Consider the following 21,148-nt stretch of genomic DNA (forward strand, 5'->3'; position numbering starts at 1 on the left):
ATTTCTACTAACCGTTGAGTAAAAGGGAGGAAATTAATGACAATTGGTCGTTCTATCCTTCTAAAGGGAAAGCAGTAGAAGGCAGATAGCCGAGGTTTGAGGTCATCAATTCTCTGAAACAGAAAAATGTAAAACAGAGGGAAGATAGCCGAGGTCCATCAACCCCCTAAAACGGAAAAATGCAAAATAGAGGGCAAGTTATGAAATAATTCAGTCCTTGTTGCCATGCTTGTAAATAGTAGAAAAGGAAACAAAGGAAATTGAATATTCCCCAATGCGACTTATGATAGAGAAAGTACCTAAAAAAAAGAAGTGTTGTCTGGTTCATGACAGACAACACTTCTTTTTTTGAATGTGAAAGGAACATTGTTTTATAACTCCGATAATTGGAATCAGATTGAATAACGTTATCCCTCCTAATCATTTATCATGATTTTTATTCCATTCGGAGACCTTTTGATCTGAAGGCAGCAGAAAAGCGGTTAAACCAATTAAAGGCAGTATTCCCAGATAGGTTATCATTGTTTGCATTCCAATTAAGTCGGCAATAAATCCCAGCCCTACAGAGCCGACAGCCCCCATCCCGAAGGCAAGGCCAACTGTAAGTCCTGACATTGTTCCAATTTTTCCGGGAACTAATTCCTGAGCATAAACGACCGTTACTGAAAAGCTGGTCATCAAAATAAATCCCGTTAGGACAAGTATGATAAACGCCAGGATTGATGGAACATGAGGAAGCAGGATTGAAAGAGGCAACGTACCCAGCATTGAAAAGGAAATCACCGTTTTTTTACCGAATCTGTCAGCGAGCGGTCCTCCAAAGAAAGTTCCAAAGGCTCCTGAAACTAAAAAGGCAAATAAGAAAATTTGTGATTGTTTTATTGTAAGTGAATATTCCTGAATGCCAAAAAAGGCATAAAAGTTCGTCATCCCAGAAATATACCAGCTCCTTGCGAAAATGATGAATAAAACGATCACTAATGTAGTCTTGACCTTCTTTGATAAAGGATTCTGTTGGGCAGTTCCGGTATTCTTTTTCTTTCCCTTAGCAGGTGAGGCTGTTAATCTTTCGCTATACCATTTTGCGATATATGCCAATAAAATAACGGCAGCGGCGGCAGCAATCGAAAACCATGAAGCTCCAATTTGGCCTAATGGTACTAAAATAAGAGCAGTTATTAATGGGGCGAAAGCTTGGCCTGTATTACCACCTACCTGATAAATAGATTGTGCCAGGCCTCGCCTGTTACCGGCAGCCATATGGGCAACTCTTGAACCTTCAGGATGGAAAACCGCAGAACCAATCCCTATAAAAAGAACAGAAACAATAATCAATCCAAAATTCGGGGCAAAACCAATTCCCAATACACCGATAAAAGTAAAGGCCAGCCCAATTGGCAAGGCATAAGGCATTGGTTTTTTATCGGTGAAGATGCCTACAACGGGCTGCATCACCGATGAAACCATGTTTAAAGCAAATGCGATCATACCAAGCTGGGTAAAAGAAAGGCCCATCGATTTTTCCAAGATGGGAAACATGGCTGGAACTACCGCTTGGATTGCATCATTGAGTAAATGACAAAGTCCAATTATGAGGAGGATCTTATAAATAGTACCCTCAGAACTTTTTGGGATTTGCTTTCGGGGGAGTATCGCTTGTTGGCTCATAATAATCTCCTTTTTCTACAAATATCTCTGAATCTTCTATCACTATATATTACTACCATAAAGTTTATTTGAGAAATAGTTATTTTGCATTTAGAAACAAAAAACGGATTATGATCGAATCCGTTTTTTATTCGCAAGGGGCAGGGTAATTTCAACTGTTGTCCCTGCAGATACTTTACTTTTGATTTTAATCTCACCGCCAAAAGAATTGATAATTCTTTTACATATTACCAATCCAAGTCCAGTTCCAGTTTCCTTTGATGTATAGAAGGGGCGGAAGATTTTTTCTAAATCTTCTTCAGGGATACCTTTTCCGCTGTCAATAATTTCTAGTTTACAAGTTTCGTCGAATTTTTGGAGCCTAATTTGTAAAATTCCGGGGGACTCAAACGAATCAAAGGCATTTTTGGTCAAATTCAAGATGACCTGTTTTATTTGATCTTTTACACAATTAACAATTACTGATTGATGATCGATATGCCAAGAACATTCAATATTAAGGGCATTGCCTTCTGAGATTATCAGTGGTTTCAATTCATTTAGAGTTTCATTAATATTGACATGATTAAAGGTTTGTACTGTCGGTTTACCAAGGATTAAAAAATCACTGACAATTTCATTAATCCGTTTTAATTCTAAGTTGATGACATCAAAATAATAGCGATCTTCTTTGTCTGTATATTTTTCGCTTAGCAGCTGGATAAGCCCCTTAACTCCTGTTAGTGGGTTTCGAATTTCATGTGCTGTACTGGCTGCCAACGTTCCTACTAATTCCATTTTTTGGATTTCATTCTCTTTTCTTTCCTTCAGCGTATGAATACGTAATAATATGTATTCAATTAAGAGAAAGAGGACATGTGTAACAATGATGATAATAAATAATGACTGTCCAACATTTTTCGCAATCTCTTTTACGTCCCGGTCGGCAATTTTAACCTTAAGGCTCCAAGGCAATTGATTCATTGGATAAGTAATCCACTGGGACTCATTTTCTGCTTCTTGTTTATTCACATTCATTTGAAGGAGTGTTTTATCTCCATCTACAATAAAGATTTTCGTATCTGGAGTCAGCACTCTCATAATATTTTTCATGTAGTCAATCCTTAAATCAGCCATAAAAACCGCCAGCAATTCTTGCTTCTTATTTAGCACCGGTGAGGCTAAACTAATGACCCTCTGATTATTACCTAGAACCTCCACATGGTTTGAAATAATAATATCCTTCGTTTGGATGGCTTCTTTAATAAAAGACTTTTCAGGAAAATCATTCTGATGATAATGGGTATCTGTTCCGGTTAAAATCCGGCCTTGATTGTCAAGTAAAAACAGGCCGCTATATCGCGGGTCTTCTTGTTTTGCCTGCTGCAGCAGCGGCTCCATTTTTTCTGGAGTGTCAAAATTCTCTATTGCTGATAGAGATAGAATTTTCAAGCTTGTAAGTGTTTCACCAACAAATTGATCCCAGTTTTTCTGATAAATCGAGGCAATCCACCTGGCATCATCTTTTCTTTTTACATCGTTTTCTTTTAAAATTTGATTATAAAAATAAAGCCCTAAAAGGATGGTCGGAATAATTACGACTAGTAAATAAATTAAAAAATTTCCTTTATGAATTTTCATTTTCATGTAAATACCTCAAACAATAAATTCTGCTAAAATGTATTATACAATAAGAAATGGTGTCATACCTTCTTTTTCCAACTAAAATTGACAGGCAGTGGAAAATTTCTTATAATAATTTTGAAATCGAGATAAATAGATCTTACTTTAATACCGATTTTTTAATAATCTTAAAGGATGCGTTAATATGGAAAATGATTCAACAGCTAAATCTTTAAAACTATTTATTGTCCTTTCCAGAGCTTACAAAGCGATAAATGAACATGTAAATAAATTTATTCAATCCAATGGTTTAAATCCGACTGAATTTGCTGTTTTAGAGCTGCTGTATCATAAAGGGGACCAGCCCCTGCAGCAAATAGGCGCAAAAATATTACTTGCCAGCGGGAGCATCACATATGTAGTTGATAAGCTTGAACAAAAAGGTCTTTTAAAAAGGGTAGCATGTCCAAATGATCGAAGAGTCATTTTTGCACAAATTTCAGATGAAGGAAAGAATTTAATTCAAGGAATTTTTCCCGAACATGCCAAAAGAATAGATGAGCTTATGTCCAGCCTGACTGATTCAGAAAAGACGGAAGCCATTGAGTTATTGAAAAAATTAGGATTACCAGCAGGAAAATTTTAATACGGCTGACCAGCCGTATTTTTTTTATTCTTTTTGGAATAGGCTATGCATGGAACCGAAGGCGTTTGGGCTTTTCTAACTGTAAGTACTGAAACAGGATAGTATATAATAGAATAGATTGGAAATATAAAGAAAATAAAGGGGGCTTGACCCATGAGCTTTGAAAATTATACATACGTTCGTCCTGATTTGGCAGAGGCTGCAGCAAAATTTGATGAGGCGCTCGCGCGCTTTGAAGGTTCTGATACTGTCAAAGAACAAAGTGTTGCCATGAATGAAATTAACCAACTGAGAAATAACCTTGATACAATGTTTACTCTTTGCAGTATCAGGCATTCCATTAATACAAATGATGAATTTTACAAAGCTGAACAGGATTATATGGATGAGCTTGAACCAGAGATTGAAGGTTTAGTGACTAAATATTATCAAGCCTTAATTTCTTCTAAATTCCGTTCTGAATTGGAAGAAAAGTGGGGTCCTCAGCTATTCGCTTTGGCTGACAGTCAACTAAAGACTTTTAAACCAGAAATTATTCCTCACCTGCAAAAGGAAAACCGTTTGGTTACGGAATATACAAAACTTATTGCTTCAGCAAAAATTGAGTTTGAGGGGGGAGAGAAGACTCTTGCTCAAATTGACCCATTTATAGAATCAAAAGATCGTGAAATGCGTAAACGTGCTAGTGAAGCAAAGTTTGGCTTTTTTGCGGAACATGAAGAAGAGCTTGATCGGATTTATGATGAGCTTGTAAAAGTACGAACAGAAATCGCAACCGTCCTAGGATATAAAAATTTCGTTGAGCTTGCTTACCACCGGATGATGCGTACAGATTATAATGCCGAGATGGTTGCTAATTTTCGGAATCAGGTAAAGGATCTCATTGTGCCGCTTGCTTCCAGACTGAAGGAGCGGCAGCGGAAGCGTTTGGGACTAGACCAATTAAAATATTATGATGAAAACATTAATTATCTTTCGGGCAATGCATCTCCTAAAGGGAATCCCGAATGGATTATTGGAAATGGGCAAAAAATGTATGAAGAGCTTTCAAAGGAAACAGGAGAATTTTTTACATTCATGCTAAAAAATAATCTCATGGATTTGACGGCCAAAAAAGGAAAAGCCAGCGGGGGATATTGTACATATATCGAAAACTATAAAGCACCATTTATCTTTTCTAATTTTAATGGAACCTCAGGGGACATTGATGTTTTAACTCATGAAGCAGGGCATGCGTTCCAGGTTTATTCAAGCCGTCATTTTGAAATACCTGAATACTATTGGCCGACATATGAAGCATGCGAAATTCATTCGATGAGTATGGAATTCTTTACATGGCCATGGATGGAATTATTTTTTAAAGAAGATACCGATAAATATAAATTCTCTCACTTAAGTGAAGCACTATTATTTCTGCCATATGGTGTATCTGTAGATGAATTCCAGCATTGGGTATACGAGAACCCTGATGCATCACCCAAAGAGCGGAAAGAAAAGTGGCGTGAAATCGAAAAGAAATACTTGCCGCAGAAAGATTATGATGGCTTTGAATACTTAGAGAATGGAGGGTACTGGCAGCGCCAAGGGCATATTTATAACTCGCCATTTTACTATATTGATTATACTCTGGCACAAATATGTGCCTTCCAATTCTGGAAACGTTCAAGAGAGAATCATGAAAAGGCTTGGGCTGATTATGTTAAGCTTTGTAAGCTTGGAGGAAGTATGTCATTTACCAAGCTTATTCAGAAGGCAAATTTAATTTCTCCATTTACGGATGGCTGCATTGAGTCAGTAGCAGGAGTTATTGAAAATTGGCTAGATTCAGTGGATGATAAAAATTTATAAAAAAAAGCGAAGCCAACGAATTTATTGGCTTCGCTTTTTTTATTGATGTATTTTCACTGCTTCGTCAGTAACTTTTAGCTCTTCATTTTCCACAACAGCAGTAAGTTTTTTGGCATCGGGCTTGTCTAAGATATAATCAGCAATTTTATCTTCAAGCTGCTCTTGTATCACTCTGCGGAGTGGACGGGCACCGAAAATAGGGTTATAGCCAAGTTCAGCTAATTTTTCTTTTGCTTCAGCTGTGACGGACAATTCAATGTTTTGTTCATTTAAAGCTGCCATCAGATCACTAATCATAAGGTCAACAATTTTTAAAATATGTTCCTTATCAAGTGAATGAAATTCAATGATACTGTCGAATCTGTTCAAGAATTCGGGTTTAAAGAAGCCCCCAAGAGAATCAAGAATGCTTGCTTCCGCAACGGCTTCATTTGCCCCAAAGCCAACATGAATAGGTTTAACAGAGACACCAGCATTACTGGTCATGATGATAACCGTATCCTTGAAGCTGACCACTCTGCCCTGACTGTCAGTTAGACGTCCATCTTCAAGTATCTGCAGGAACATATGCTGTACATCTGGGTGCGCCTTTTCAATTTCGTCCAGTAAAATAATGCTGTAAGGGCTACGACGAACTTTTTCCGTTAATTGTCCTGCTTCATCAAAGCCGACATATCCTGGAGGTGCACCAATTAATTTAGAAACACTGTGTTTTTCCATATATTCACTCATATCGAGCCGAATCATCGAATCTTTCGTGCCAAATAGTTCTTCGGCCAGTGATTTGGTTAATTCAGTTTTACCGACCCCTGTAGGTCCTACGAATAAGAAGGTTCCAATAGGGCGGTTTTTCGCTTTTAAGCCTGCACGGCTGCGTCGGATGGCTTTGGCAATTTTTTGTACGGCTTGTTCCTGACCGATGACTTTTTTATTTAAGTTTTCTTCTAAATATTTCATTTTTAGCTGTTCATCTTGTTGTAACTTGCCTACAGGAATCCCGGTCTTTTGTTCAATGATATTTTGAATCAATGATAATGTTACGACAGGTCTTTCTGTACTGAAATCATTGTTTAAGGCTTTTTCTAATTTTGCTTCCTCATCACGAAGTTTTGCCGCCTTTTCATAATTTTCATTTTTAAGTGCTTCTTCTTTTTCAGCAGCAATTTCTTTTATGCGGCTTTCAATTTGATCATTACTTTTATAATCGGATGTGAGGTTTAATTTTGATCCGGCTTCATCTAATAAATCAATAGCTTTATCGGGTAAGAACCGGTCTTGAATATAACGTTTGGATAAAGTCACACATGCCCTGATGGCCTCATCCGTATATTTGACTTCGTGATAATCTTCGTATTTTTTTTGAATTCCTTTTAGGATTTCAATAGCAGCATTCACAGTTGGTTCTAGAACTTGAACTGGCTGGAAGCGTCGTTCCAATGCAGCATCTTTCTCAATTTGACGATATTCTTTTAATGTTGTTGCACCAATCACTTGTAATTCGCCACGGGCCAGGGCTGGTTTTAAGATGTTCCCAGCATCCATAGAACCTTCGGCAGAACCTGCACCAACAAGCAGATGAATTTCATCAATAAACAGGATGATATTTTTTCGCTCTTGTAATTCTGCAATAAGCTGTTTTATCCGCTCTTCAAATTGACCGCGGATACCGGTGTTAGCAACAAGTGAAGCAACATCCAATAAATAAATTTCTTTATTTTTTAGTTTAGATGGTACATCGCCTTCTGCAATTTTCAATGCGAGACCTTCAGCAATAGCTGTTTTCCCGACACCTGGTTCACCAATTAAAACTGGATTATTTTTGTTTCGGCGATTTAAAATTTCAATGACTCGTTTAACTTCTTCATCCCGGCCAATGACAGGGTCAATTAGACCGGCTTTTGCTAATTGTGTTAGATTGCGGCCAAAGTGGTCAATAAATCCGCCGCCGCCATTATGTGCAGGTTTATTTGCTGTTTCTTGATTAAATTGAGACTCCATATTTTGACTTAAAGGAGCAAAATGAAAGATATTTTCAAATGGAAAACCTTCAAATGGATTCATCTTCATTCCAAATCCTCCTCCTAATGCTTGACGTTCTTTCATATAGCAGGTTTGACATAATTTCATTTCTTTTCGCTGTCCATTTACATTAATAGAAAATTGTATATTTGCTTGGTTTTGATTGCATCGCTCGCAAAGCATATAAAATAACCTCCTCGTTATTTTCATTTGACTTTGACTAACTTTGACCTTATGGTTTCAGTATACTCTGACCTTCTTTGACTTTCAAGTCATTTGTTTGTGGTAAATACTAGAAATAAAGCTGGGCTCTAGGTTCATGCTTTAGAATTGAATGCTTTCATATCTTTTGAAAAATGCTCGTCATTGTTTGTCCCTTTATTCATATATTTGATGATAAGGGGGAGATGATGTGAAAAGAAATAGAAATTGGAATCAAGCCTTTCAAATCGCGGCGGTCTATGTAGGTACTGTAGTAGGTGCAGGATTCGCCACTGGAAAAGAGATAGTTGAATTTTTTTCCCGGTTTGGATTTTTTGGCTTTATTAGTATATTAATGAGCGGTTACCTATTTATCATGATTGGCTCAAAACTAATGAGGATGGCAGCTAAAATCGAGGCCAAATCTTATCAGGAATTTAATGAACATTTATTTGGAAAATGGCCAAGCAAAATTATTAATTTTTCAATGCTTTTTATGCTTATTGGCATTAGTGCAGTAATGCTTGCCGGGGCAGGGGCTGTTTTTGAAGAACAGCTGGGACTTCCTAAAAGTATTGGTGTTTTTTTAACCATATCTCTTTCTTATATTGTCATGCTTGTAGGTACAAAGGGATTATTTGCGGTTAACACCTTTGTTGTTCCAATTATGATCAGTTTCAGCCTATTATTAATGTTTTTATCCTTAAGAATGCCGAACTTTCTAGATCAATTTTTATATATCCCGCATGCAACAGACGGATGGAAGAGTGTAATTGCGCCATTTTCTTATGCTGCCTTAAATTTGGGGCTGGCACAAGCGGTTTTGGTGCCTGTTGCGACTGAGGTGAAGGATGATTGGACTATTAAATGGGGCGGAATTTTAGGCGGGCTGGGGTTAACGTTTATTTTGATTGCCAGTCATTTTACATTAATTATGCTGCCAAATTTGGAGTTATATGAGATTCCGATGGCCATTATTATGAAAAATTTAGCACCATTTTTTTATTGGATTTTTATTCTTGTCATTTATGGAGAAATTTTCACCTCTGTCATCGGAAATGTTTTTGGCCTTGATAGACAGCTGAAGCAATATATGGAGATACCTACAATACTGTCGGTAACTGCTATATTTTTTGTTTCCTATTTAATAAGCTTAGTGAATTATGGGACACTTTTATCACATTTATATCCTTTATTTGGTTATATTTGTATGACCTTTTTTGTCTTATTGTGGATGAAACCATTGGAACCAAGCTATAAAAAATAACCATCAAGCTGTTCATACGGAACAGCTCTGATGGTTATTTGAAAGGTAACATAATAAAAATTAATACATCAAAAATAATATGAGAAACAATGACAAGCGGCATGCTTTTTTTTCGAAAATACACGAATCCCCAAACTAATCCTGAGAAGAGGGAGGCAAGAATTAATAATAGTGAGCCTGAATAATAACTAACAGAAGCATATGCACATGCGCCGATTACAATACTTACAGCAGGAGAAAAATGTTTCATTAATCTTTTTTGAAAGAAGCCCCTCCAAAAAATTTCTTCACCAGGAGCTGCTACAAGAATTAATGCAAGATATTGCCAAAACAAGGATGGCGCAAACCACTTATATAATTTCCTAATCTCTTTGTCAAATGCTGATGGTAATTGCCCAATTAATTGATATCCCAGCCAGAATAAAGCATACAATATGAAGCCGGTAATGGCCCCAAAGAGGATATATTGAAAAAATGATAATTCATCGTCCACTTCACCTTGGAACATCGAATAGGCAATTAAGACTAAAATGGAACCAGTAAAGATATACCAAAAAATTACTTTTTCATGGAATGAAAAGTAAATAAGGATGTGAGCAAGAATCAATCCAAAGATAAGCCGAAAATCAAATGTCAGATTTTTAATCATAACTAACTCCTTACATATTTCAATACCCTGTATTTTAACAAATAATTTATTTAAAAGAAATGACATTCATCATTTTAACCAATTCTTATCATAAGAACATGTAAACAGGAAAAAATAATATGGAAAGGAGTGAGTCAGCATGAGTCAATCTAAAAGTCAGCAGGAACGGCAATGGACGGTCAGAAAACAAGATCAAAACCCTCATGGAAAGGTAAAATCTTTAAAACAATTAGCCAAAGAAACGGAAAACGGCAGATAAAATTAAAGGCCTTTCTACCTATGAATACTGAATAAAAAAAAGAAAGGCAGACCATCCTCTGCCTTTCTGCCAAACTATCTATAAATAAGCGCTTTCTTTTATCACCTTATAATTTTTGTGATTAACCACAGTCCGCTGATCCAATTCTAAATCGCGATAATTATCCATGTATGTTAGATCTACGATTACGGAATTTTCATTTACTTTTTCAACAATCCCTTGCAGGCCGTCGCGAAATTCAATAATATTACCAACCTCTGCTTTTTTCATTCCGTCTCTCTCCTTTTTCTACCAAAATTGCAAACTATTATTAACAGTTTGCCTCAAATTCTTGCATTCGTAAAGAAATAAATTTGATAATATAGTTAATTACTACTGATAATATAGATTATATGTTGAAAAATCAATAAAAAGTAAGAAAACGCTTGCAAAAAATAAAAATTTTTTTAGAACTGGCGTAAATTCGCTAAATGTAAGATAAAATTTATTCATAGGTGGTGTATAAATTGAATGAAGAATTTATCACGGATATTTTAAATCGTTTAAAGTCAGGGGAACTTTCGGAATACTATATAAAAAATGAGGATTTTATGGATTTTCGCCGTGTACTTGTACAAAGGGAAGACTTTAAACATTTTCGCGGAATTGGTCAAAGAGGCGGAGACGTATTATTTCAATATTTAAAAGAACCAAGAAGTTAGATAGAAAAATATGCGGTTAGGTGGGGAGATTGCTTGGAGAAGTATATATTGTCACTAGATCAAGGGACAACAAGTTCACGAGCTATTCTATTTAATAAGAAGGGGGAAATGGTTCATAGTGCTCAAAAGGAATTCACTCAGTATTTCCCGAAGCCTGGGTGGGTTGAACATAATCCCAATGAAATTTGGGGCTCGATTCTATCGGTCATTGCAGAAGTATTAACGGAATCAGGTATTAAGCCTGATCAAATTGCAGGGATTGGAATTACTAATCAGCGGGAAACAACGGTTGTCTGGGAAAAAGAAACAGGTGTCCCTGTTTATAATGCCATTGTTTGGCAATCTAGGCAAACAAGTGAAATTTGTGAAGAACTTAAAGAGAAGGGATATAATAACTTATTTCGAAGTAAAACAGGGCTTTTAATTGACGCGTACTTCTCTGGGACAAAGATAAAGTGGATATTAGACAATGTTGAAGGTGCGCGTGAAAAGGCCGATGCAGGTAAATTACTGTTCGGAACAATTGATACATGGCTGATTTGGAAGCTAAGCGGCGGCCGTGCACATGTCACCGACTATTCCAATGCTTCACGGACACTTATGTATAATATTCATGAATTGAAATGGGATGATGAATTACTGAACATTCTAACTGTACCTAAATCTATGCTTCCGGATGTTCGACCTTCATCGGAAATCTATGCCAAAACAGTTGATTATCATTTTTTTGGTCAAGAAGTACCTGTGGCAGGAGTGGCTGGGGATCAACAGGCTGCCCTTTTTGGTCAGGCCTGTTTTGAACAGGGAATGGCAAAAAACACCTATGGTACTGGTTGTTTTATGCTAATGAATACGGGAGAAAAAGCAGTCCGTTCAGTAAATGGTTTATTGACCACCATTGCCTGGGGCCTAAATGATAAAGTGGAATATGCTTTAGAAGGCAGTATTTTTGTGGCTGGTTCAGCAATTCAGTGGCTTCGGGACGGGTTGAGAATGTTTAAAGAGGCAAAAGATAGCGAAGTGTATGCAAAAAGGGTCGAGTCTACGGAAGGGGTATTTGTAGTTCCTGCATTTGTTGGACTTGGAACTCCTTATTGGGATAGCGATGTCCGTGGAGCAGTTTTTGGTTTAACCAGAGGTACTACAAAAGAACATTTCATCAGGGCTGTTCTTGAATCAATTGCATACCAAACGAAAGATGTTTTATCGGCAATGGAAGCGGATGCTGGAATCAAACTTAAAGCACTTCGCGTTGATGGCGGGGCTGTAAAAAATAATTTTTTAATGGAATTCCAAAGCAATATCTTAAATGTCATGGTAGAACGCCCGGTTATAAACGAAACCACTGCGTTAGGTGCTGCATATTTAGCAGGGCTTGCTGTTGGCTTCTGGAGCAGCACAGAGGAGATTAAGAAACAATGGGCAATAGATGAGCAATACTGTCCTAAAATGACTGAAGAACATCGAGAAAGCCTTTATAAGGGTTGGAAGAAGGCAGTTAAAGCTGCAATGGCTTTTAAATAAATTGAGCCTTCAATCAGCGGGGTAGGCTGCTGTCCGTTAATGAGGGATAAAAATTTCTCATATTGAAATAATCAAAACAATAATAATACATCAAAGGAGACCACATATACATGATCATTTTATGATTGTGTACCTGCTGGTCTCTTTTTTCTAAAAAAGGATAACCATACACCATGGCGAAATTGGAAAGTTTAAATATAAATACCATAAGGTTATTAAATGGATCAGCTTCTCTTTTAGGAGGAAATAAAATGGCCTTTTCAAATTTATATCGTCATGAACAAGTAGAAAAATTAAAAAATGAAGATTTTGATGTCTTAATTATAGGAGGGGGAATTACTGGAGCAGGGATTGCCCTTGATGGTCAAACAAGAGGAATGAAAATGGCGCTTATTGAAATGCAGGATTTTGCCGCAGGAACATCAAGCAGGTCAACGAAATTAGTTCATGGAGGACTCCGATATTTGAAACAAATGGAGATAAAAATGGTAGCCGAAGTAGGAAAAGAAAGGTCAATTGTCTATGAAAACGGCCCACATGTCACTACACCAGAATGGATGCTTCTCCCCATTCATAAGGGAGGTACTTTCAGAACGTTTAGCACTTCTATAGGTTTATGGATGTATGACTTTTTAGCGGGAGTGAAAAAATCAGAACGCCGAACGATTCTATCACCGGAAGAAACAATAGCCAAAGAACCTCTTTTAAAAAAAGACGGCTTAAAGGGAAGCGGCTATTATGTAGAATATCGGACGGATGATGCCCGTTTAACAATTGAGGTTATGAAGGCAGCGGCAGAAAAAGGTGCAGCTGCCTGTAATTATATAAAAGCTGTTAAGCTAGTCTATGATGAGAACAAAGTCATCGGTGCTCTGGTTGAGGATCAGTTGACAGGTGAGACCTATGAGATCCACGGGGAAAAGATTGTGAATGCAGCAGGACCATGGGTTGATGACATCCGAGAAATGGACTGCTCTAAAAAAGGAAAGACACTAAAGCTGTCAAAAGGTGTTCATATTGTGATTGATGGGAAACGATTTCCATTAAAACAAGCGGTCTACTTTGATACACCGGACAGCAGGATGGTTTTTGCCATTCCTAGAGATGGAAAGACCTATATGGGTACAACTGATACATTTGTAAATGAGGCAATACCAGAGCCTAAAATAACGACAAGTGACAGAAGCTATCTAATTCAAGCGATAAACTATATGTTTCCAGAAGTGAATATAAGCGGACTGGACATAGAATCAAGCTGGGCCGGGATTCGGCCGTTGATTTTAGAAGAAGGGAAAAAGCCCTCCGAAATATCAAGGAAAGATGAAATTTGGGAGTCTCACTCTGGTCTCATAACCATAGCAGGCGGGAAATTAACTGGATATCGTAAAATGGCGGAAACGGTTGTTGATCTGCTGGTTTCGAAATTTAAAATCGAGAGAGGAAGCTTTTTTTTACCCTGCCAAACCAAAAATCTCCCCATTTCTGGTGGAGACATAGTTGGTTCAAAGAATTTAACTGCATTTATAGAGTCCAAAATAGAAAAAGGAGTCGATTTAGGACTCACAAATTTGGAAGCAGGAAAATTAGCAAGAATTTATGGTTCAAATATTGATATCGTTTTTGACTTGTTAAAAGCAAATAAAGATGATGCCGTAAAATTTGATTTGCCTATTGTTATATTTGCAAAGCTTATTTATGCCATTGAGAAAGAGATGATTGCGACACCAATTGATTTTTTTGTCCGCAGGACAGGGGCTCTTTGGTTCGATATATCAATAGTAAAAAATTGTAAAAGTCAAGTGATCTCCTATATGGCTGACAAGTTTCTATGGTCTGATTCGGACATCAAAAAGTATACATTATCTATTGAGAAGGCCTTAAATGAAGCCGTTATTCCTGTTAACGGAAATGGATAATTTTTTCGTTGGGCTTTAAGAAATGGAAACCTTTAAAAAGCTGTTGTATAGACAGCTTTTATTTAATAGAAATTTTAGATGCATGACATCTAATTGTTTTTTTAGAAAAATATTATTTTTTCGTTCAAGGTTTCACAAATTGATATTTTTTAGTTGTATAGATAGGATAAAAAATGCTATTCTATCCTTTGTGAGAATGAAAATATATTTTCAAAGGCAAAATATGAGGAAGAGATGCCTCCAAATTATTAAAAGGAGTTCGGTTTAGATGGCAGAGAAACAGTTCACAGTTATTGCCGATACAGGAATTCATGCAAGACCGGCAACACTGTTAGTACAAACAGCCAGCAAATTTGATGCTGAAATAAATTTGGAGTATAAAGGAAAGAAAGTTAATTTAAAATCCATTATGGGTGTTATGTCATTGGGTATTGGTAAGGGAGCTGACTTTAAAATTTCTGCTGAGGGCAGTGATGCAGAGTCAGCATTAAACAGTTTAGAAGAAACTATTAGAAAAGAGGGTCTGGCAGAATAATGACTTTTTTAAACGGAATTGCAGCATCTAATGGGATTGCTATTGCTAAAGCTTACCTGCTTGTAGAACCAGATTTATCATTCGACAAAAAAACAATTGAGGATACTTCTGCTGAAGTAGAGCGATATCAACAGGCTATTGAAAAGGCTAAGTCTGAGCTTGAGGCTATACGAGATCGTGCTAAAGTGGATTTGGGTCCGGATAAAGCAGCAATATTCGATGCACATCTTCTTGTCCTAAGTGATCCAGAATTAAATAATCCAATAGAAGATAAGATTAAAACGGAAAATGTTAATGCAGAATCAGCACTAAAAGAAACTGCAGATATGTTTGTGACGATGTTTGAACAGATGGATAATGAGTATATGAAAGAACGTGCCGCTGATATACGTGATGTGACGAAACGTGTACTTTCTCATTTACTTAATGTACAGCTGCCAAACCCAAGCATGATAGCCGAGGAAGTTATTATTGTGGCAGAAGATTTGACTCCATCTGATACTGCACAATTAAATAGAAAATTTGTTAAAGGATTTACAACAAATATTGGCGGCAGAACATCACACTCAGCCATTATGGCAAGATCCTTAGAGATTCCTGCAGTTGTTGGCACCAAAACAGCAGTTGAGGAGATAAATAATGGTGATTTAGTCATCGTTGATGGTTTAAAAGGGGAAGTACATATTAACCCGACACCTGAGCTTGTTGAACAATACCGAAAAATACATCAAGATTATGAAAATCAAAAAGCAGAATGGGCTAAGCTTGTTAACGAAGCAACTGTCTCTAAGGACGGGCACCATGTCGAGTTAGCTGCAAATATAGGTACTCCAAATGATCTTAATGGAGTAAAAGCTAATGGCGGCGAAGGTGTAGGTCTTTACCGTACTGAGTTCTTATATATGGGAAGGGAGCAGCTTCCAACAGAAGACGAGCAATTTGACGCATATAAAGCAGTATTAGAAGGTATGGACGGAAAGTCAGTTGTAGTCCGAACACTGGATATCGGCGGTGATAAAGAGCTTCCATATTTAGACCTGCCTAAAGAAATGAACCCATTTTTAGGATTCCGTGCTATCCGCTTATGCTTGGAACAGCAGGATATTTTTAGAACTCAGCTTCGTGCATTACTCCGTGCCAGCACATTTGGAAATTTAAAAATCATGTTCCCGATGATTGCTACCCTTGATGAGTTCCGTTCTGCCAAAGCTATCCTTGAAGAAGAAAAGCAAAAGCTTTTATCTGAAGGACAAAAAGTTGCAGACAAAATTGAGCTGGGAATTATGGTGGAAATTCCTTCAACTGCTGTATTAGCAGACCAATTTGCTAAAGAAGTTGATTTCTTTAGTATCGGCACTAATGATTTAATTCAATACACAATGGCTGCTGACCGTATGAACCAAAGGGTTTCTTATCTTTATCAGCCATACAGCCCGTCCATTTTACGGCTTGTAAAAATGGTCATTGATGCTGCTCATGCTGAAGGTAAGTGGGCTGGAATGTGCGGTGAAATGGCTGGAGATGAAACAGCTGTACCAGTTCTTCTAGGGCTGGGTCTTGACGAATTTTCAATGAGTGCAACGTCTATTTTGAAAGCTCGTTCCTTAATTAAAAACCTGAATAAATCCGACATGGAGAACCTGGCTGCTGAAGTAATAAATATGCAGACAACCTCTCAAGTAGTGGATGCTGTGAATAAAGCAATTCAATAAAGTTTAGAAGTATTAGACCGGCTGTGTACATAGCCGGTCTTTTTGGGTTTTAAGACTTCTTTCAGAGTATTTCTTCTATTAATCCTGTATAATCTAAAGTACAAATAATCAGAGGGGGTTGAAGATAGTGGATCTAGAATTAAAAGGGAAAACGGCAGTCATATTGGCGTCAAGCCAGGGTTTGGGTTTTGCAATTGCAGAGCGGCTGATAAGAGAAGGAACTAACGTGGTCATTTCTGGCCGGAATGAGGAAAAGTTAAAATCAAAATGCAGTGAGCTTGAAACAATCGGGGCCGGGAAACCAACTTATCAAAAGGCTGATATTACGAATACGGAAGACATTAAACAGCTAATATCACATGCTGTTGAAACTTTTGGCTCAATAGATATACTCGTAAATAATGCTGGAGGTCCTCCTGCAGGGTCGTTTGAAGAATTGACAGATGAACAGTGGCAGGACTCTTTTGAATTAAATTTGCTTTCTTACGTAAGGACAATTCGAGAAGCTTTACCATACTTAAAAAAGAAAGGCGGGAAGATTCTAAACATTGCATCCTCATCAATTAAAGAACCGATTCCTGGATTAATTCTATCAAATACTTTCCGAACAGGAATTATAGGTTTGTCGAAAACGCTTGCTTCTGAATTGGCGCCATATAACATTCTAATTAACACAATTGCCCCCGGAAGAATTGCTACTGACAGGGTAAAACATTTAAATCAAGTAAATGCGGACAAGCTGGGGATTGACATCAATAAAGTGGAAGAACAATCGAAAGCACAAATTCCATTAAAGCGTTATGGAACTCCGGAAGAGTTTGCGAATGTTGCAGCATTCCTTTTATCTGATGCAAATTCATATGTAACAGGCAGTGCACTACTGGTGGATGGCGGTTTGGTAAAGGCAGTATAACATCATTAGAAGGCTGGCGCGAAAGACTCGTTTACGTTTATTACCAGATCTTTTTGGCTATGGTAGAAATATAAAGGAGTGTTTTACAATGCGTGAAAATAAACATGTGGTTTTTGTACTGCTATTTGTAATGACAAGCTCTTTCATATTAAATGGATGCAGCCAGTTCTTGTCTAATGAATCCATTGTCAATCAGTATGCAGATGCTCTTTTGACAAAGAATAATGAAATTCAATTCCGCTTCCGAATAAACAATGAAATTATTGATGATCACCAATTATATAAAGTAAAAGTAATGATTCATGATGATAAATTAGCTGCAGCAATTGGCAAACGGGAGATTATTTATGGTGAAGATCAGGTGCTAAATGGAGAATATATAGATGTAAAGGGGAAAAGTGAGCAATACATTTATATGAATCCAATCCCATTAAAAGAAGATTTGCATATATACGACCTCCAAAAAAAGATTGAACAAGATAATGCAGTATCCATAGAAATATTTAATAATAAAGAGGTCTTTGGACGAGTTTATTTAACAAATTTTTCTTCGGAACTTTAAAGAAGGCAAAAAATGAGAGGAGAGAAGAAAGATGACAAATGAAAATCATGTTATCTTAGGCTTTATTGGAACAGGTGTAATGGGGAAAAGTATGGCGGCTCATCTATTAGCAGCAGGCCATCCATTGATGGTCTACTCAAGGACGAAAGATAAGACAAAGGATTTAGTAGAAAAAGGAGCGATTTGGGCTGAGACCCCAAAGGAAATAGCGGAAAAAGCAACAGTTATTTTTACTATGGTTGGATACCCAGCTGATGTAGAAGAAGTATACTTAGGGGAAGACGGGCTAGTTCCTAATGGTACGGAAGGCAGCTATTTAATTGATATGACTACCTCAGCACCATCACTTGCAGTAAAAATTTATAATGAAGCAAAAAAAAGGGGGATTCATGCTATTGATGCACCAGTTTCAGGCGGCGATGTCGGTGCTAAGGAAGCAAAGCTTTCCATTATGGCCGGCGGTGATTCTGATGCATTTGAAACCATTCGTCCTTATTTAGACCTGTTAGGGACAAATATTGTTTATCAGGGTAAAGCAGGTTCCGGCCAGCATACCAAAATGTGTAATCAAATTGCAATTGCTTCTAATATGATTGGAGTTTGTGAAGCCATCATTTATGCAGAAAAGGCTGGATTAAATCCTGATACCGTTATAAAAAGTATTTCAACCGGTGCAGCTGGCAGCTGGTCATTGAGCAATCTTGCTCCAAGAATGCTCAATGGGAATTTCGAACCAGGTTTTTACATAAAACATTTTATTAAAGATATGAAAATTGCCATTGATGAAGCAGAGCAAATGAATATGGAAGTACCCGGACTCACTTTGGCCAAGTCTTTGTATGATCAATTGGCTAAAAATGGGGAAGAAAACAGCGGTACGCAAGCATTATATAAATATTGGAAAAATTAATCCCCATTTCTGGCAGGCATAAATCCAGAGTATCCATCTAACACTAGTAATAGATTTTCGAACCCGCCTTAACAGGCAGTAAGACATCCCGTCTAAGTGTTATAAGTGAACAAAGATGCTGGGTTGGGAGTCAACTGTCCGTAAACCGGGACTAACCATCAACGGGAAGGAGAAAACCCCACTGATGGATGTTTTACTATATAGGAGGAATGGATGATGGCCAAAAGAACAAAGAAAAACGATGCAAAGCAAAAAAATAAAAAAGGCTTTGACTCCGCAGTTTTAAATGAGGAATTTGCCCATGAAATGGGTGCTGCTGATACAAACAAGATTCACAAAGATAAAGCCAAAAAAGTAAAAGCGGCAAAAAATAATGGAAAATATACTGGACAATAAGCATAAGTTGACCCTCCTTAAGTTTTAGGAGGGTCTTATTAATATATTATTTTATTTCCATGTTTCAAGATATTGTTCCATCCGGTCAAGTCCTAACATCAAAGTTTCTCTTGAACAGGCAAATGATAAGCGGAAATAACCTTCCCCATATTCCGAAAAAGCACTTCCCGGCACCACAGCGACTTTTGTTTTTCTAACAAGATCTAAAGCAAAATCAAAACTGTTTAAAGTAATTCTATCAGGGATTTTAACAAAGAAATAAAAAGCACCTTCCGGTTTAACAGTTTCAAGCCCCATGGATTGTAACCGCTGGTAAACGAAATCTCTCCTTGATTCATATTCTTCCCGCATTAGTTTGGCATCATCAAAACCAGCTGTCAGCGCTTCAAGAGCAGCTTTTTGTGCGATTGAATTGGCGCATGATACATTGTATTGGTGTACCTTTAGAATATGTTTTGCTATATTTTCAGGGGCATATAAGAATCCAATACGCCAGCCTGTCATTGAATGGGATTTGGAAAGCCCGTTTATCACAATTGTTTTTTCTTTAACAAAATGTCCAATTGATTTATGTGGGCGGTCATATGTAAGTTCACTATAAATTTCATCTGCCAGGATAAAGATATCTTTTTCTTTTAAAAAGGCAGCAATTTCTTTTAATTCCTCTTCTGTAAGACTTACTCCTGTAGGGTTTGATGGATACGGGAGGACAATACAACGGGTTTTATCCGAGATATATGGCTTTATCATTTCTAAAGTGAAGCGGAACTGATTTTGCCGGGTATCCACATGTATTGGAACTGCTCCCATCATACGGATAATTGGTTCATAACCGGGATATATCGGCCCAGGTAATATAACCTCAGTTCCTTTTGCTAAAATCGTCCTGAAGGCTATATCGATGGCTTCACTTGCTCCTATTGTAACAATAACCTCTGTTTCGGGATGATAGTGTAAGTCATATTTTTCGGCGGCAAAATGGCTGGCAGCACGCCTTAATTCCATTGTACCGGCATTATGAGTGTATGTGGTAATGTCAGCCTCAATTGCTTGAATACCGGCTTTTTTGATATGTTCTGGTGTATGAAAATCCGGCTGGCCAATGGTAAAAGAAATAAGATCATCCATATGTGCTACCATGTTTGAAAATTTCCTAATACCTGAGATTTCAATGTCTTTAACTTGTTGATTAATTAAATGTTCCAATCTTGTTCATCCTTCCATTTTTAAAGCCAGGAGAATTTTCCTGGCTTCACCCATCGGCTTTAATTTAATATCTTTCCCCAAGTTTCTTAAATACTGGTTTTTGATAGGGGCGTTGATTTTTTCGATATCTTGGTGGATTCTCATGTTCCAAAATTCCGGTGTATGATTGTAAAATGGCTTTGGCGGAATTAAGGGACATTGATGCTTTTGGATTTCTTACACGACCATCAAGCTTTCCCAAATGGGGAAGGTTAACAAAGTCTGATTTCGTTGGAGGTATGTGAAAAAAATATCTGCCGCATTCCACCAGACAATCGGATTGCTGCTGGCTGTTGCGCGGATGTTCTGAAAAATGGAGTCCTATCTTTTTCGCTTTTCCTTCTTCAATTAGTTTCTTTAATGATTCTTGTTTTAATTTATACAAAAATTTGGGATTAATCGCAGTTTTGGCATGGCGATTAACAATAAAGACTGCTTGTGAGAGGTTTTCGATGGTTAGATTTTCGTTTCTTTGAGGGCGTTTCTGATCGGGATTCAAAACATTTTCTCCTTTCTATTATTTCAACCAACTATATTATACTTTTTTTAATGAGAATAGAAAAGGGTTAGTAAAA

At 37.3% G+C, this 21,148-nt stretch carries 20 protein-coding genes; 13 read left to right on the forward strand and 7 right to left on the reverse strand.

Features of this window, described 5'->3' with window-relative positions; genetic code table 11:
- Positions 1-420: 420 nt before the first annotated feature.
- Positions 421-1,668, reverse strand: a complete 1,248-nt coding sequence (locus tag M3183_RS11520; RefSeq protein ID WP_251469684.1) for an MFS transporter — start codon at positions 1,666-1,668, stop codon at positions 421-423.
- 108 nt (positions 1,669-1,776) lie between these two features.
- The gene (locus M3183_RS11525; protein WP_251469687.1) at positions 1,777-3,294 is read right to left on the reverse strand and encodes a PAS domain-containing sensor histidine kinase; all 1,518 of its coding nucleotides are present in this window, start codon (positions 3,292-3,294) and stop codon (positions 1,777-1,779) included.
- 181 nt (positions 3,295-3,475) lie between these two features.
- On the opposite strand from M3183_RS11525, the gene M3183_RS11530 reads away from it, so the two are divergent.
- Positions 3,476-3,916 (forward strand): MarR family winged helix-turn-helix transcriptional regulator, encoded by a 441-nt coding sequence (locus tag M3183_RS11530; RefSeq protein ID WP_251469689.1) that lies wholly within the window; start codon positions 3,476-3,478, stop codon positions 3,914-3,916.
- A gap of 153 nt (positions 3,917-4,069) precedes the next feature.
- Positions 4,070-5,764 carry a M3 family oligoendopeptidase gene (locus tag M3183_RS11535; protein ID WP_251469692.1) on the forward strand — a complete coding sequence of 565 codons (1,695 nt, stop codon included), beginning with the start codon at positions 4,070-4,072 and terminating at the stop codon, positions 5,762-5,764.
- A gap of 39 nt (positions 5,765-5,803) precedes the next feature.
- Here M3183_RS11535 and M3183_RS11540 read toward each other — a convergent pair whose 3' ends face one another.
- Positions 5,804-7,966 carry an ATP-dependent Clp protease ATP-binding subunit gene (locus M3183_RS11540; protein WP_251469696.1) on the reverse strand — a complete coding sequence of 721 codons (2,163 nt, stop codon included), beginning with the start codon at positions 7,964-7,966 and terminating at the stop codon, positions 5,804-5,806.
- Between the two features lie 229 nt (positions 7,967-8,195).
- Here M3183_RS11540 and M3183_RS11545 point away from each other — a divergent pair, with 229 nt between their 5' ends.
- Complete coding sequence (locus M3183_RS11545; RefSeq protein WP_251469698.1) at positions 8,196-9,251, forward strand: YkvI family membrane protein; 1,056 nt, start codon at positions 8,196-8,198, stop codon at positions 9,249-9,251.
- Between the two features lie 34 nt (positions 9,252-9,285).
- Here the strand turns inward: M3183_RS11545 and M3183_RS11550 are convergent, their stop codons facing one another.
- Positions 9,286-9,900, reverse strand: coding sequence for a CPBP family intramembrane glutamic endopeptidase (locus M3183_RS11550; protein WP_251469700.1), 615 nt, complete (start codon positions 9,898-9,900; stop codon positions 9,286-9,288).
- Between the two features lie 139 nt (positions 9,901-10,039).
- Here M3183_RS11550 and M3183_RS11555 point away from each other — a divergent pair, with 139 nt between their 5' ends.
- Entirely contained in the window at positions 10,040-10,159 is a 120-nt protein-coding gene (locus M3183_RS11555; protein WP_251469703.1) for a DUF6254 family protein, read from the forward strand.
- A 78-nt stretch (positions 10,160-10,237) separates the two neighbouring features.
- Here the strand turns inward: M3183_RS11555 and M3183_RS11560 are convergent, their stop codons facing one another.
- Entirely contained in the window at positions 10,238-10,429 is a 192-nt protein-coding gene (locus M3183_RS11560) for a YkvS family protein (RefSeq protein WP_251469705.1), read from the reverse strand.
- Positions 10,430-10,665: 236 nt separating this feature from the next.
- Between M3183_RS11560 and M3183_RS11565 the strand changes: the two genes are divergently transcribed.
- The 9 genes from M3183_RS11565 (at position 10,666) to M3183_RS11605 (ending at position 19,328) form a co-directional block, all read left to right on the forward strand.
- Positions 10,666-10,860: a hypothetical protein gene (locus tag M3183_RS11565; protein WP_251469707.1), complete on the forward strand. Its 195-nt coding sequence runs from the start codon at positions 10,666-10,668 to the stop codon at positions 10,858-10,860.
- A 33-nt stretch (positions 10,861-10,893) separates the two neighbouring features.
- Positions 10,894-12,384: a glycerol kinase GlpK gene (glpK, locus tag M3183_RS11570; protein WP_251469709.1), complete on the forward strand. Its 1,491-nt coding sequence runs from the start codon at positions 10,894-10,896 to the stop codon at positions 12,382-12,384.
- Positions 12,385-12,635: 251 nt separating this feature from the next.
- Positions 12,636-14,300, forward strand: a complete 1,665-nt coding sequence (locus M3183_RS11575) for a glycerol-3-phosphate dehydrogenase/oxidase (RefSeq protein ID WP_251469711.1) — start codon at positions 12,636-12,638, stop codon at positions 14,298-14,300.
- A 268-nt stretch (positions 14,301-14,568) separates the two neighbouring features.
- Positions 14,569-14,835, forward strand: coding sequence for a phosphocarrier protein HPr (locus tag M3183_RS11580; RefSeq protein ID WP_251469713.1), 267 nt, complete (start codon positions 14,569-14,571; stop codon positions 14,833-14,835).
- Entirely contained in the window at positions 14,835-16,547 is a 1,713-nt protein-coding gene (gene ptsP, locus M3183_RS11585; protein ID WP_251469715.1) for a phosphoenolpyruvate--protein phosphotransferase, read from the forward strand. Before M3183_RS11580 ends, ptsP begins: the two co-directional genes overlap by 1 nt.
- A 127-nt stretch (positions 16,548-16,674) precedes the next feature.
- Positions 16,675-17,460 (forward strand): SDR family oxidoreductase, encoded by a 786-nt coding sequence (locus M3183_RS11590; protein WP_251469717.1) that lies wholly within the window; start codon positions 16,675-16,677, stop codon positions 17,458-17,460.
- An 88-nt stretch (positions 17,461-17,548) separates the two neighbouring features.
- On the forward strand, positions 17,549-18,022 hold the full coding sequence (locus M3183_RS11595; protein WP_251469719.1) for a hypothetical protein: 474 nt from the start codon (positions 17,549-17,551) through the stop codon (positions 18,020-18,022).
- Positions 18,023-18,053: 31 nt separating this feature from the next.
- Entirely contained in the window at positions 18,054-18,932 is an 879-nt protein-coding gene (locus M3183_RS11600) for an NAD(P)-dependent oxidoreductase (RefSeq protein WP_251469721.1), read from the forward strand.
- Positions 18,933-19,148: 216 nt separating this feature from the next.
- On the forward strand, positions 19,149-19,328 hold the full coding sequence (locus M3183_RS11605) for a hypothetical protein (protein ID WP_251469722.1): 180 nt from the start codon (positions 19,149-19,151) through the stop codon (positions 19,326-19,328).
- A 51-nt stretch (positions 19,329-19,379) separates the two neighbouring features.
- Here the strand turns inward: M3183_RS11605 and M3183_RS11610 are convergent, their stop codons facing one another.
- Together M3183_RS11610 and M3183_RS11615 are read right to left on the reverse strand one after the other, a co-directional pair.
- The gene (locus M3183_RS11610) at positions 19,380-20,534 is read right to left on the reverse strand and encodes an aminotransferase A (protein ID WP_251469723.1); all 1,155 of its coding nucleotides are present in this window, start codon (positions 20,532-20,534) and stop codon (positions 19,380-19,382) included.
- A 64-nt stretch (positions 20,535-20,598) separates the two neighbouring features.
- Positions 20,599-21,072, reverse strand: a complete 474-nt coding sequence (locus M3183_RS11615; RefSeq protein ID WP_251469724.1) for a YkyB family protein — start codon at positions 21,070-21,072, stop codon at positions 20,599-20,601.
- Positions 21,073-21,148: the final 76 nt, after the last annotated feature.

Source organism: Neobacillus mesonae (assembly GCF_023715155.1).
In the GTDB taxonomy this organism is placed as follows: domain Bacteria; phylum Bacillota; class Bacilli; order Bacillales; family Cytobacillaceae; genus Neobacillus; species Neobacillus mesonae_A.